The organism is Paraburkholderia humisilvae (genome assembly GCF_902859855.1).
In the GTDB taxonomy this organism is placed as follows: Bacteria; Pseudomonadota; Gammaproteobacteria; order Burkholderiales; family Burkholderiaceae; genus Paraburkholderia; species Paraburkholderia humisilvae.
On record NZ_CADIKH010000001.1, the window covers coordinates 232853 to 247419 of the forward strand.

11 protein-coding genes are annotated in these 14567 nt (G+C 56.5%); 2 read left to right on the forward strand and 9 right to left on the reverse strand.

Annotated features, from left to right (window positions below; translation table 11 throughout):
• Positions 1 to 60: 60 nt before the first annotated feature.
• The 7 genes from HV796_RS00990 to HV796_RS01020 form a co-directional block, all read right to left on the reverse strand.
• Positions 61 to 1092: a tyrosine-type recombinase/integrase gene (locus HV796_RS00990; RefSeq protein WP_175224264.1), complete on the reverse strand. Its 1032-nt coding sequence runs from the start codon at positions 1090 to 1092 to the stop codon at positions 61 to 63.
• Positions 1093 to 1403: 311 nt separating this feature from the next.
• Entirely contained in the window at positions 1404 to 2120 is a 717-nt protein-coding gene (locus HV796_RS00995; RefSeq protein ID WP_175224266.1) for a hypothetical protein, read from the reverse strand.
• Positions 2121 to 4052: 1932 nt separating this feature from the next.
• Positions 4053 to 4229 (reverse strand): hypothetical protein, encoded by a 177-nt coding sequence (locus tag HV796_RS01000; RefSeq protein WP_175224268.1) that lies wholly within the window; start codon positions 4227 to 4229, stop codon positions 4053 to 4055.
• A gap of 34 nt (positions 4230 to 4263) precedes the next feature.
• A complete protein-coding gene (locus tag HV796_RS01005) occupies positions 4264 to 4716 on the reverse strand; it encodes a hypothetical protein (protein WP_175224270.1) in 453 nt (150 codons plus the stop codon).
• A 41-nt stretch (positions 4717 to 4757) separates the two neighbouring features.
• Complete coding sequence (locus tag HV796_RS01010) at positions 4758 to 5879, reverse strand: hypothetical protein (protein WP_175224271.1); 1122 nt, start codon at positions 5877 to 5879, stop codon at positions 4758 to 4760.
• 112 nt (positions 5880 to 5991) lie between these two features.
• On the reverse strand, positions 5992 to 8616 hold the full coding sequence (locus tag HV796_RS01015) for a phage tail length tape measure family protein (RefSeq protein WP_175224273.1): 2625 nt from the start codon (positions 8614 to 8616) through the stop codon (positions 5992 to 5994).
• Positions 8617 to 9889: 1273 nt separating this feature from the next.
• Complete coding sequence (locus tag HV796_RS01020; protein ID WP_175224275.1) at positions 9890 to 10204, reverse strand: hypothetical protein; 315 nt, start codon at positions 10202 to 10204, stop codon at positions 9890 to 9892.
• Between the two features lie 668 nt (positions 10205 to 10872).
• Here HV796_RS01020 and HV796_RS01025 point away from each other — a divergent pair.
• A complete protein-coding gene (locus tag HV796_RS01025; RefSeq protein WP_175224277.1) occupies positions 10873 to 11244 on the forward strand; it encodes a hypothetical protein in 372 nt (123 codons plus the stop codon).
• 274 nt (positions 11245 to 11518) lie between these two features.
• On the opposite strand, the gene HV796_RS01030 is transcribed toward HV796_RS01025, so the two are convergent.
• Positions 11519 to 12247, reverse strand: a complete 729-nt coding sequence (locus HV796_RS01030) for a DUF3800 domain-containing protein (protein ID WP_175224279.1) — start codon at positions 12245 to 12247, stop codon at positions 11519 to 11521.
• A gap of 392 nt (positions 12248 to 12639) precedes the next feature.
• On the opposite strand from HV796_RS01030, the gene HV796_RS01035 reads away from it, so the two are divergent.
• Complete coding sequence (locus HV796_RS01035) at positions 12640 to 13434, forward strand: alpha/beta fold hydrolase (RefSeq protein WP_175224280.1); 795 nt, start codon at positions 12640 to 12642, stop codon at positions 13432 to 13434.
• Between the two features lie 52 nt (positions 13435 to 13486).
• Here the strand turns inward: HV796_RS01035 and HV796_RS43955 are convergent, their stop codons facing one another.
• Entirely contained in the window at positions 13487 to 14497 is a 1011-nt protein-coding gene (locus HV796_RS43955; protein WP_175224538.1) for an isoaspartyl peptidase/L-asparaginase family protein, read from the reverse strand.
• Positions 14498 to 14567 lie beyond the last annotated feature (70 nt).

Sequence of the window (14567 nt, forward strand, 5' to 3'; positions counted from 1 at the left end):
CACCTAGCGCACAGCCCCGCCCGCTACATTGCTCACAGGCTGCACACGGTTTTGCACACGTTAAAGCCGCGCTGCTATCTCTTCCGCTGTTTCTCGGTAGTACGTGTTCTGGAGTATCGACAAGTCTTTGTGGCCGCTGATCTTCGCCAGCGTCATAACATCCACCTTCCGGGACAATCTCGTTAGCGCCTCCGTACGTGAGTCGTGAAAGTGCAAACCGTCAATCATTAGCTGATCGCGCGCTTTTCTGAACAGCGTATCGAGAGACCCCGACGACACTGTAAAGCATCGATCTCGACCAGCTACAGGCCGAAGCAAGCGGACAGTTTGACGAGTGAGCGGCACGACACGGGGTTTACCCGTCAAGTGCTGCGTCTTGTGTGCGACAGTAGCCACGCGCTTTGCTAGGTCGACATTGCGCTTCCCCAGGCTCAGGATTTCCCCGGCCCGCATCGCTGATCGCAGTCCCACCAGAAAGGCCAATGCAACCTCCTGGTTCTTCGTAGTCGGCGCTTGGCCCGTCACATATCCAAGACGCCTACAGAGGCGTTTCACCTCTTTCCATGGGTCCACACGCCGATCCCGTGGCGGAGGCGATGGGGGCGGGCGCAACCCCTCGAAAGGCTTGTGCTCGATCCAATGCCACTCATGCTTTGCGACGGTAAAGGCGTTACTGAGCCACGCAATGTCTCGCAGTACGGCCGCCGCCGACACAGCTTGTACGGCCTTCCCGTCCGGTCCTACGAATCCCGCCATGCGGGCGTCCCGCCAAGCCGCCAGATCGGGCGTCTTAACGTCTGATAGCTTCGAGTCCGCGAGCAATGGGAAATTGCGGAGGAATGCCGCGATACGCAGCCTTTCTTGGCGCTCGCCTTTCTTCCGTGCCGAAACATCGCGAACGTAGCGTGTGAGCATGTCCCGGACGGTATGTAGCTCTGCCTCAGGCATGGCCTTACGCTCCCTCGCCGCCGTTTCTTCAGCGGCGGCCCAAGTTGCCGCCTCGCGTTTGGTGTCGAATGTCTTGCTGGTGCGCTTACCTCCGACCAGGACAAACGCACGATAGCCGTTTTTATATCTTGTGATCGATGCCATATCGGCCCCGTAAAAGAAAAGGAGGCCGCAGCCCCCAATTATCTCCTTAAGTTTTCAACGCTAAGGAGAGCGTCCACCTGCTCAGTGGGAATCAATCCACAGCGGTTAAGGCGCAACCTTCCTGCGTCCAAAAACCGCCGTATCGTATTTCTGTGTAGGCCCAGCATCTGCGCCGCCTGCTGCTGCGTGACATGACAGGGCCTTGGGTGTCGCATGGCGTAAAGCTCCACCGCTTTACTGGCTGCGGCTAGAATCGCCACGCTACTTGCTTCCGTGTTGGTCATATCCTCCTTAAAGATTTATCACTACATTTAACCCACTACCGCAAATAATGAATGCTCTGACCAATTCAATGCAGCCTTGATGCGCTCTTGAATGACGTTCTTCGACTTCGCCTTAGCGATAACTTCGCCCGTCTTTTCGTCCTTACGCTCCGCGTACTCACCAGGGATATAGATGCTGTCCCAATCCTCTTTTGTTGCACCGTCCCAGAAGAAGGCTTTAAGCTCGCTCACAGGTTCCGGGATATCAACAGTCTTCGTCTCACCGGTTGCAGGGTCCTCGTAGACCGGGCCAGTGATGTTGTAACCCTTGCCCTTACCCTTGAGAGACGGGTACGTGCGCTTACCATCCTGGCTCGCGTTGTGGAAAATTTCGATAATGAACGGATCGCCAAGGAACTCCGCCATGTGCGTAGCCTTGCCGCTGTAGTTCATCATTGCCATGAGTTTGAAGAAATTCGCCTTGTCACTCAGCGATACCTTTTCCTCAAGCTTCATACGCTGTGGTTCGCCGTTCGGGAGCTTCGGATACTTCGGCCCGAACAGTTCGAAGACGAGTTGTACGTAGTCGTGCGTGGACTTCACGCCCTCGAATTCGGATTCGTGCTTTCCAATCTCGTAGTAACCGACGAGGCGCGCAGGAGCCTTACCCTTTACAATTGGTTCACCGTCGATAACTGGAACCGTCATGTTAAGCCCGTTACGCTTGGCCACCGCTATCTTGGCCCTCAATGAAGAATAATCCACCACTGTACCCTTACAAACGACGAGTACGACAGCTTAGCTACCCATCACGTCAGTTTCGAGTACATGCGATTACGCAATGAAATCCCATTAGGACTATCAACTATCACATTTTGAATATTGACAGTCCGACCTCTTACTCAAAGTCGAAACGGGTGAAAATCCGGCTCCCACAGCCATTTTTTTGAACCCAGTTTCTAGGCCCGACAAAGGTTTCCGGCCGATTGCTTATAGTAATACACGTTTTACGAGTCTACGACTCAGACACCCACGAACCCCGCCCGCGAAATATACCGGGCCAAGCGTAGTATGCAGCGGATTCTTCGAGGACATCCTGTGCACTCAATCTCGCATGCTTCTGGAATAGACTACCAAGCGCCTGCTCTTGAGCAATAACACCTGCTGCTGCAATATCGCCTATCAAGTCGTAATGGCTATGTCTAGCTCTGGATATGCGCAACACTGTACCATTGCGGTGTATATATACGTCAATTAGATTGGCTAGTGGTAGAACAAACGACCCACGGCTATTGCGCATTTTCAACAGGAAAACACATAACTCTTTAGCTTTCTTACCGAGAGAGTTAACGATACAAAGCTGCTCTATCCACCTAAGACTAGCATTGCTAGGAACAGGCAGCCTTTGCTCGAACATATCCCGCTTCTTTATTATTTCCCCAGTCTCCATATCCACATACGATTTAACCGATAGCCTAGTGACTGGCATACCAATCTTTTTCCAACCTGCATTACGCAGAGACAGTTTTGGAACTCGCACTACTGTTGTGTCCGGTGGCCAAGGGACAAATCTTGGTAATTGAAGTGCGATAGTTTTACGTGGCCAATCATTCTTGTTATAGAGCAATCCCTTCCTTAGTTATGGGTGGCTATCATTGAAATATATGTCACGATAGTATTAGCTAACTATGGATACCGGGGGATAGTTGTAATTATATTGTAATAAATCATGGACACCGACCGGTCAGATTCCATTTAACGCTATCTGCAATATTTCGGTCGCGTAACGCTGGCTCCGTTGATATCGGCCCGTGATTCCTCGAATCCCGCGTGATCGCGCGCCTACGCGTCGCGTGAGGCTAGAACGGGCTGTATGCCCGTCCCGCCACTCGCATATCCCCTATCTTCGCGCAACGTCTTCTAGGTGCAAACGGAGAGGCAAACTCAACCCTTTAGTAATCCAAAGGCCCCGCCTGTTCCGCTGCATTCCATCGGCTACCATCTCGTCTGGTGTTTTGCATCGCCGCCGAGCAGGTATGTAGCCTCCGTCCGGCCCGCGCACTCCGTAACTACCCGTGCGGTGCATGTCGAACGCCCGTGATGAGCGGAACCGCTCCCCGCAGCTTGGACATATGTTGTTATCGTTGGACTGTCGCAACGTGCGCTTCCCACTTATCTTGCGCCTCTTGGGCACGCCGTAGTGCCTCGCGAGCAATCGATAACTGCCGCGCCTCGTCTGCTGGCCTGCGCCGTTGTAGACTGCACAACCGGCTGTACTCTATAAGGGCGTTCCGTCCGTCACGTATTGCGCCCTGTGCTACGCACAAGAGATGGCCTAGCCTACTGGTTGCACATTGCGCCGCACGCGCTACCCGCTTGTCTATTTCCGCAGCCGTCTTTGCCTGAATGTGGCCAAGATTCTTACCGTAACAACGCTCAAGAATGTCCGCCCGCAGCCAGTTGTTATCCTTACTTCCGCGCTTACCTCTCGCTACAACATCCGTGCGAATACCAAGCGAACGTGCGGCCTCTAGCAATTGACCCCGGCTCATTGGCCTTGTCCCGGCGGTTCCCGACGTTTCTTAGCTACCTCGCGTCGCGTTCTCCAGCTAGTCCACTGCCCTAATGGATGTTTCAACATACCGCGCGGGCTAGGATGTTTATGCGCATTTCTCAGGCTACGAAACGTCACGACGCTCATTCCCGCTCCGCCTGGGCGAGTTGCATACCGATAAGTTTATGCTCCGCTGCGGCCTGAATGATGTTGTTAGCTGCAATCGCCGACTCATGCATACGCGTGTCGCGCTTCGCCGCCTCGATGATGCCCCGCAATTGGAGTTCGTTCATATCTGCCACAATCTCAATTTCTTTCATTCGCTATCCTAATTATATATATTTACGACCGGCGTTATCCGTTTACCTGAGCCATAAGCGCCTTAAGCTCGTCAGCAGCAGCGCTAGCGCGCTCTCGCCTACCCTTCTCATTAAACAATGTTTGAAGCTTGTTCCGTGCTCTGTCCTCGCGGGCTACCACCTCACCGCATTCATGCATAGTCATCGTCGCGATGAGCACCTTGCCCCTAGCCTGTGCCGTATCCTGTTGGCGCTGGCGAACCTCTACTTGTTGGCGCTCGATGTCGGAGACAATCACCAAAAGCGGCCTGTCCTGGTTCGCTTCCGCAATCGCTGCGGTAAGCCGCGCCTTTTCCGCGCTGATACGTGCGATCGCATCCTCAAGGGATACACGGACTTCGAGCGGGAATTTATTGAGATTCGCGTCGCTGGGAAAATTAATACGGAATGTAGCACCGTCCGGGATATGGGCTGGGGCTTTCGGTGTAAACAACTTACGCAGCTTCATGCATGATCCTTATAAATATAATGGCCCCGTAGGACCACAGACTACGAGAGGGTGATAACCAGTGGTTTAGTAAGAAGCTTCGCGTCTGCATACTTCGTTACCTTAAGCGCCTTAAGATTTTTCTGGAACATGCTCACAGGTGCGCTATTTTCCGAACCGGGTGCGGTGTCCATGACGATATCGGCCTGGATAGTCGAGTCGATGAGCATAGGGCCATCGAAAACAGCAACGCGCTTACGGTCCACCAAAAACAACGTGTTGTCCGGTGCTGCCATAGTGGGCAGCGCGGGCAAGGTCCGATACGTCCCGCCAGCGGGGCCGACGTTAGGATTAGCGGCATCCTGCAATGTCGTCAGTACATCTGGGTTGGCAATCCACACTGCGCTACGCAAGTCACCTTCGAACTGGCGCATAGCCGCGACAACATCCGCGCCTGCGTCAGTTCCCTCAGACAGCATGAGATTGACGAAGAACAGGTCAGTCGCGTTCGACGCCGCGTCCGTAAGCTGTTGCTCTACATACTCCTGAACAGGGTTGTCGAAATTCCCCGCGTGCATCATTTCGGCAGTGAAGGCGACGATCAATGCGAACTTACGATTGGTGGTCGTCAACCGGAAATCAATATCGGGGGCCGCAGCCGGGATAGCAGCGCCTTCCGCAACTTCCGCAGCGGTTAATAGTGCAGTCTGCGTCAGCAGTCGCGTATTCGGCGGGAGATTGGCCGCGCCGCCGCGCGACAGTAGCTGAATCAGGCTTACCGTAACTGGGGGAAGCAGGACGCCTGCGGCCTGGGTTGGGCTGTACAGGGCTGAATTGTTGGCCGTGGTAGCCGCTGGGACTGCCGCCTTGCCGACCCTCATCGCCTCGATACGTTGCTTATCTGCCGCGCGGCCTCCGTGAAGGTGTTGAAGGGCTAGGCGGGGCTTTCCGCTGCGCCCATCTTCGATTGCTTTAACTAGGCTAGGCACTCCGAATACCTCAGCGGTTCCGTGCGTAGCGAGTTGACCGCCGTCTACAAGAGCCTTGACGCGGGCCACTACCGACCCCGACCCGAACACCGCTTCAATTTGCGCGGCGTCCCATTCGGCAGCAACAGCAAATTGCAATTGTTCGGTGGTGGACAGATGCTTGACGACTTCTTGGCGAATGCTTTCAATAATCATATGATTTGTAATCCTTAATATTAGGTTATGAATTTTACCGACTACAACCTATCGACCAACCCGGCCCGGCCCGCGATGGATTGGTCTACTAGCTACATGGCTGAACGTAAGACTACGCTTGGCCGTACTTCATCTGATAAGCAAGCCCGCCTTGCCCTTTAAAACGTTGGGTAATGCGTTTATCAATAGCTGCCTGAAATATCGGTTGCAATGCCGCGACATCTTCTTGAGTGAGTCCGCCACCGCCCCGCACATTCATCTGTAGCGTTGTGTGGTTCGTAACGCCACCTGCCGCAGGCGCGATAGTTCCGACAGCACCACCGGTAGCGAAGTGCGACATATGACCGGAGTTGATGGACTCAAGCAGGCTCCGGTACTTCTTCGTGGAAGCCGCGTTAATGACGTACTCACCGTTAGACAACATGGCCGGGATACTGTCGCTAGTACCCGTACCCGCGCCGACGATTGATCCGCCGTCCGCGTAGTGTCCGACTTCGCCGCCAGTGCTAAAGAAGCTCGTGGATACGGATTTGAAAATCTGCATTTCCGCAGCCTGCAAGGCAATCTTGGAGAAGTCAGCTAGAACGCTAGACGTGAACGAAGCAAAACTACCCTTGCCCGTAGCAACGAACTCCGAAAGAGCGTTAGCCGAATCGGACCATGCCGACTTGAACGCGGTTGCAACGGTCTCCGCACCTGTCATACCATCGCCTGCGATGCTATTTACCGCAAGGTGCGTTTGATGGGTGTACGAGTCCCGAACTTGTTGCTGGTTAGCAAGGTTCGCTTCTAAGGCGGCCTGCTCTTGCTGGTAGTACGAAGCTGCGGATGCGAGCTTATCCGCGTACGCTTGCTTATCCGAAGTGGGGTCAAGCTTGTACTTCTGGTCTAGCGCTACTACTTGCTGGTTATACTGCTCACGAAGTTGTAGGCGTTGCGCGTTATCCGCGCGCTGCTGGGGGCTGTCGAATTGCTCGCTGTTAGTATTTGCGTAGCCTGTAACCTGCTTACGCAATACCTCCGCCTGCTGCGCGTCGTATCGTTGCACGTCCGTGACGCGCTTTGCTGCGAGCGTTGCCACGTCGTCCGTGTACTTTTGCTCGATACTGACGCGTTGGTCTACGAGCTTCTGGTACTCTGTCAACGCTGCTTGTTCCGCAGCTTTATTTTTCTTCTGCGCGGCCTCTTGCACAGCGCCGTACGCGTTGCTGATTTGCTGATCTAACGAGCTAGCCTGTAGGTCGTGTAGCTGCTGTAGGTACGCCTCGTTGTCGATCAATCCTGCACTACGGATAGCTTTAAGGTGCGCCTGGCTACGCTGTTCCTCTGCTTCTATTAGCTGGTTATATCCGCGCAGCCTGGTAAGGTTCGCGTTAATCCCGCTTTCGTTGACGTGTGGCGGCTTTGGGTCCTTGTACCTCGCGTTAATATCCGCCTGTAGCCTCGTATATTGGGCATCATCGAACGTACCCCCGCCTGCAAGAATAGCTTGCCGGTCACTATCTAGTTTCGCAAGCCCTTTTTGGCGTTTTTCTGCATTGCTTGCGACCTGATCGCGCACAGTATCAATGCGTTTCTGTGCTGCAATCGCAGCTTCCTGAATCCGGGCGTTCCTCGCTGCCGTGTCCGCTGCCTCTCGCTCCGCCTTCTGCTGTGCTCCCAGCGCCGCAATCTGCTTGTTGATATCGCCAATCCGACCAGCGGAAAGCGGGTCTCCGGAAATGGCTTCGCGCTCTCTTTCAAGCGTCTCGATCTGATCATTCAGCGTTGCACCGGTAGACAATCCCTGCTTTAGCTTGGCCCAAAACGTAGAAATCTCGTTACCAAGTTTTTGCCAAGCTGATTGCGCGTTAGCGAGATTGCCTGTTGTCGTAGATGCTACGTGCTGCGTCGCTGCGTCGATCACTCCCTGTAGCGCTGCATGTTTATCGCCTGCGTCTTGAAGCGCTTTTATGTGCTCGTATGTAGACACGTCCATTAGGTGCATGGACTTATTGTGTTCTTCTGCCCACTTTACCGGATCATCGGCCAAGCCGTCGTACTGCTTGGCGACATCCTCCAAGCTTTTTCCAGATAGCAACGCCGTTGTGACGATGACCTGTCCGAGCTTGAGCATTTCCTCAGAAGTGTATTGTCCGGTAGCTGCCAACTCGCGTAGCGTCTTATCTGCTGTGCCGAACGTCGAACCGGAATTTGCGCTCAAGGTCGATGACATGTCGTTGAGCATATCGGCAGTGATGCCGGCGTAGTTGCTTGTCTCTACCAGGGAGGCGGTGAACGCTTTTGCCTCAGCCGCACCTTGGACGTACGCGGCAATTACACCGGCAAGAGCACCACCCAGGACACCCGCCGTCACACCCGCCGCGCTGAACACCGCTGACAGTGCGTCCGTTCTCTCAGCCAAAACGAGCAGGGACCCGCCGAAGTTCTTCCACGAACCCTGGGATGCCTCATGTGCGAGCACTGCCAGTTCACGACGTGCCGCGCCGGAGTTAAGGCTAAAGCCGTGTGTATGCGCCGTAGCGGCCTCAATCTGTTGCGACATGGCCGCGAATGTATTTGACACACCCGCAGCCGCAGCGCGCTGGTTCAGCATCTCAAGCCGCGTCTTTCCTGCGGTATCCGACATTTGCTGGTACTGCTGTACTAACCGTTTTGCTGCGCGGGCGTTTAGGTCAAAGCCGTTATCTGCGGCCTCTCTCATGGCGTTTTCAACAAGTGCCGCTTGTTGTGCCATCTGCGCCTGTGTCGCGTTTAACTGAGACGCGGACGCTCTGATTTTATTTACACCAGCCTCTACGCCAGAAGCATCTACCGAGTATTTGATTGTGCTGTTGTTATTCGATGTTGTAATCTAAATCTCCTTATATTGGCCGATTGAATACCATCACGCCCAGTGGCTAGCAGACGGGCTGATTACATTTTTTTAGTAGAGCTTAAATAAGCCCCGTCATATCGAGGACTAGGAAACTGTATTGACTCGCTTCACGAAAGCCGATGTAGTGCGAGCCGCGACCGCCCGCGTATGTGTGGAATCCCCACGTAACGATGCTACCGCCTCCGGGGATGTTGTTTACCGCTATCCCGCTCATGGTCGTTTCGCCCGACAACCCGGACGCGCCGCCCGTATCGAACGTGTAATGGGCTGGGTAGCAAGCTGCGATTGCCGTGTGAACCGGGTAGCTTCGGCTTTGTAGGTTCTCACCTGGCATAGTCGCGCCGCTGGACTCGTAACCCGTACCACCAAAGTACGCGCCTTGTACCACGTCGATAACGCGCACAAAAGGCGTCGCGGCGTCCGCTATCAGTACGCCGCCTTCATCGAAGACCTGTAGACCAAAACCGCTGTCCTTTGGCGGAAACCTGATCGAATACCCATACGCGGACATTAGTTTGACTAGCGGCAATGAATGACGCCGTGAACTGAGTTAGTGACCCGTTCGGATCGCCCCCCGAGAAGGTCCACGGGCACGCGAAGACATTTCCATCCGCCACAAACGCCACAAGTGGCCTCTTTGCAAAGAATTGCGGTGTTTGTGCGTACCAAAAATTAGCGCTGAATTGCGTGCCTATGTTGTTAAAGACAGTGGGTAATGAAGTGCTATTACACGGTAAGGGATACGACTGGACTAACTGGTAATTCGGCGTCGTGCCGTCAATTTGAAAAACACCGCTGTCCGTGAGTGCCTGGAAACCTACACCCATTCAGTAGACTCCGACATAGACCCATCCTGTTATCTTGTGCGTGAAGTTTGTTGCCCCGCCGCTATACGTCCAACTAAGGACGCCTGGACTTAATGTGAATATAGGCGGAGGTGTGTCTCCGCTAATGTGATAAAACAACCGGTCAGGCTGGAAAGCGTACCAAGGGATATCTAATGTATCGACGGGGAATACGACACTGCCTGCGTTGCCGTTCACATTTGCGTAAGCCTTTAACCGGCCTATGCGGTGGGTGCCTGACAACGTCAGGTTTCCGTTTGCGTCGTAAATCTCTAAGCCGACTGCCATTAGATGGTCTCCTGCTCTAGGAGCGTCTCGCCGTTCGGCCCCGTGACAGCCGCGAATACGGCCAGCAAAGGGTGTAGGTGTTCTTCGAAGAACACAGCGCGGCCCAGCGTAGCGGACGCCTTGGCTAGCGCCGCTTGCTCGTCCCGGCCCGCGCGCTTGTGGCTGTACATGCACTCGTATTCATCAGCAAATCCGCAATCACGCGGGTAACGGCCATCGACTAGGAACCCCAGAGAATCAAGCGTATCGCACATGGCGGCGTGCGTGAGGGTCGGCGCGGCCCCCGCGCGATGCTTCGCAATGTATATTTTCATTTCTAGTCCTCATCTTTATTGACCACTGTTAAGGCAACGCTTTCGCCAGTCGCGTCCAATCCTTCTAAGCTCCGCTAGCTGGTCTCGTTTATCTGTTTCGTGCGGTATACGCCCCGGCCCCGTAGGAGGTTGCCTTACGCTCTCCCCGCGCCTCTCTTGCTGTTTCGGAATGGCTTCGTTGGTCATACAGTCTCTTGTTCTGTCGGTTAAGCAAGAGGACTCGCCCGAATCCCCTTGACGAACCTAGGTTCGTTACCGCCTTTGTTTCCCGGAGGAAGCGGGTATAGGTCGTCCGCATCCGTCCGGAGCTAGCGTCTGTCCCGGCGGGTCCCGGCCAAACATCGCTAGCTGCTACACCGCTTCCTCCCGGCCCGTACTCCCCAGTGAGGTATCTCCGTAGCTGCTCGGTCACTTATCCCGTTTTTGCCTCCGTGGAGGACTTACACGCCGGGCTGGCTGTCGCTCACCATGTCGCTTGATGTCAGGAGCCGCCGCCCCGTCCCTCTTATCCGGTCACCTTGCCGGGGAGGTTGCTACAAAGCTTCACTACCAACAGATCAAAGTATGCCAGCAAGCTTCACTACCAAAAAGAAAAATGTCGCTATGGGTGGAAACAGTTTGATAGACGTTGCTTTACTGCTACACTACCTAAAACTGGAGATATTTATATGCGCAAGCGAATTAACAGGCCGGAGCAGGCGGCCGCACTAGCGGAGATGCTGGAGAAAAGCAGGGCACGGGTTGCAAACACTGAGCTACGGAAAGGACGACAAGGCCAGGACGTGATTCGTAACGGCGTGAAGACCGAAAGGGACACGCAGCCGGTGCAGGTGCGCATGTTGAAGGCTCAGATAAAGGTACTCAAACAGATAGCCAGTCAAGAGGACCGTACCGCGAGCGACATAATCCGCGAGCTAGTAGACCAATACATAGAGCATTGTTTGAAAAGTTGGCCGGACGGGGACGCCCTTAGCATCCTGCAAAGTACCATTCGGCAAACAGGCTATTGGGAAGAATTCGAGCGCACTCCTGCCACATAAATTGCACAAGAACAGGCCGAACCCTTGCCCGTCAACGGTTGTCGAGTCCGGCCCTGGGCACCAATACCCCATGTGCTTAAACCGGCTGGCAAGTCTCAACAGGTAGCGGAGTGATTGGCTTGAGGCCCAATCCGTTCATCGGATACGCCCCCGCCTGAAGGCTAACCAACTTGACCTTAGGCTGGCCTACAAGCTATCCTTGCACTCGCCAAATGGGTTGCGACTACGCGGCCGGCGCTAGGCTCCAGGGACTACCTTGGGGCCTTTCGCTTTTCTAGGGGAACACCTTCAGCGCATTCCCGTGCACCACGGACCATGGAGAAAAAAACTTCTCCGAAAGGACGTCGTATGCACGATTTTTCTGATGCGGGCGGAGTATTCGGAGACCGATCGGACGGGCCATCAGATCGGAAACCTGCAACCCCTCTGAGTTAGCCTGCTTGTTGCAGATGACGATGTCGAAGTGGTAGGGCCTCTTCGAGCGGTTGTCACCATCGCAAACACGCCGGAATGCCAGCTCAAGATCTGCATCTTCCCTGGCGCCTCGGGCCTCGCATATCACGTGCGTTTTCAACTCGTGCTGTTCCCGCAGCTTCAGGAAGTGGCGGACACGCTCGAGTCCGAACTGTATGCCAATGTGATACGGGTTATAGGGATTGCTGTACTTCTGTTTCAGCTTCCGTTTGTCGATCACGACTGCGACAACGGCCATCGGCGTGTCGATGATGATTTGCGTCAAAGCCGCCATGAACGCATCGCGCGGCTCCTTCCCCAGCTGTGAAAAGTCACCGCGTTTCCGGCGAATATCAATCTCGTGTAGCACGACGCAATCGTGACCGAACGTCTCGAATTTCAGCTTCTTGACACGCGGCACCAGAATTTCTGCGTAATCGGCTTTCTTCACCACGCAGAAGCACAGAACGAATAGAGGATATTCCGCATCGATTGACGTGAGACTGTGATCGCCGCTCTCGTCCACAAAGACTATGTAGTCGCTATTCACTGCGCCTTCGCCTCCCGATCGCTAATCGTAGTCGCGCCGCAGCCGACGAGCCGGGAAACAGGCCCGTGCCGATCGCGCCGCCGGGCGCGATCAGCTGGATATGCCGGTTTTTCAGTCCCCGCTTGAGACCATCGTGGTCAGGTGAACGACGCGAGAAGTCCCGCTGCATGGTGTGGATCCGCATCTCCGATGAACGTGTGATTCGCCGGAAAAAAGGCGCCATTGTACCGTTCGTGTGGTCTCCTACACGTTGAACGCCAGACCGAACGCCGGTTTCGACGACGTTTTGCCAGGCCTGTCGCCGCCCGCACCATCGTCGTTCGCATGAACGGTTGCCACCCGGTCGCCGGTTCGGTATGTTGCCGTAATCCCGGCCTGGAAAAGGAAGCAACATGTCGACGAAACGTCTGCTTTGTGCCGTTTTCCTCTGCTTGTCGGTCGCCGCCGCGATGGCGCAAGCCGTCCGCGCGCAAACCGCCGCCCCGCCTGATGGGCCAGTCCGCAACATCGTGCTGGTGCATGGCGCGTTCGTCGATGGCTCGAGCTGGAACGGCGTGATCGCTCGCCTGCAGAAAAAGGGCTACCACGTGAGCGCCGTGCAGAACCCGTTGACCTCGCTGGCCGACGACGTCGCCGCCACGCGCCGCGTGCTTGCGCAGCAGGACGGGCCGACGGTGCTGGTCGGCCACTCGTGGGGCGGCGTTGTGATCACCGAGGTGGGCGCGGACGATCCGAAAGTGGTCGGCCTCGTTTATGTCGCGGCAGTGGCGCCGGAGATCGGCGAATCGCCGATGGACATTCTGAAGCGCGGTCCGCCAATGCCGGCCGCCAACAGCATGATTCGCGATGCGAGCGGCTTTCTGTGGCTCGATCCGGCGCAGTACCGTGCGGCCATCGCCGCCGACGTGCCGCAGAGCCTGATCAGCGTATTGTCAGCCGCGCAGCAGCCCATCGCGGCCGCCGCATTCGACGAGAAGGTCGATAAGGCGGCATGGAAGACGCGGCCGTCGTGGTACATCGTGACGACCAAGGACCGCGCCGTGTCGCCTGAACTGCAACGGTCGATGGCGAACCGGATCGGTGCGACGACCGTCGACATTCCGTCGAGCCATCTGGTCACCGTCGCGCACGCCGGCGCCACCGCCGATGCGATCGACAAAGCCGCGCGGGAATTCAGCAAGCAATAGCACGCGCGCGCAGCGCGGACGGCGAAGCGCGCAGCGCACGCGCATCGTTGCGTCAGCGATAGATTGCCGTGACCGGTGCCGCGCCGACGCGCGCGAAGCCGCGATACATGCCTTCGGTGTTGAACGGCAGCGTGACGTTGCCCTTCGCGTCAACCGCGATCAGTCCGCCGCGGCCGTCGATGCGCGGCAGGCGATTCATCACGACGTCCGCGGCCGCTTCGTCAAGCGACACACCGCGATACGCGATCTGCGCGGCGACGTCGTAAGCGGCCACCATCCGGATGAACATCTCGCCCGAGCCCGTCGTCGACACGGCGCAAGTCGCATCGTCCGCGTAGCAGCCGGCGCCGATCAGCGGCGAATCGCCGACGCGGCCGATCCGCTTGTTCGTGATGCCGCCGGTCGACGTCGCTGCCGCGACATGGCCGTGCACGTCGAGCGCGACCGCGCCGACGGTGCCGAACTTGCGGTTCGGGTCGATCGGCTCATGCGGCAGCGGCGCTTCACGAGGAACGGCGGCGCCGGCATCCGGCTGCCCGTTCGCCGCGAGCGTCGCGCCGTCGTGATCGAGCATCGCGCGCTGTTGTTCGCGCGCGAGTTGCCATTGCCGGGCGCGCGCGTCCGTATGAAAGTACGCGGGATCGACCCGCTCAAGCCCTTGCGCGGCTGCGAACGCTTCAGCGCCCTCGCCTGCGAATAGCACATGCTCGCTGCGCTCGAGCACGCACCGCGCGGCAAGCACCGGGTTGCGCACGCGCTTCACGCAGCACACCGCCCCCGCCTCGAGGGTGCGGCCGTCCATGATCGACGCGTCGAGTTCGTACGTGCCGTCAGCGGTCAGCACCGCGCCACGGCCCGCGTTGAAAAGCGGACAGTCCTCAAGCAGGCGTACCGCTTCGGTCACCGCATCGAGTGCGCTGGCCCCGTCGGCCAGCACGCGCTGCCCGGCAAGCAGAATGTCGCGCATCGCGGTGTGGTAGCGCGCTTCGTCTTCCGGCGACAGCGACGCGCGCACAATGGTGCCCGCGCCGCCATGAATGGCGATAACAGCTGTCGTGTTCATCTTGCCTCTTTGAGTAGGGGGAGCGCAGCGGCGGCGGCGCGCCCGCGCACCCCTGTTTGCACGAAATGCT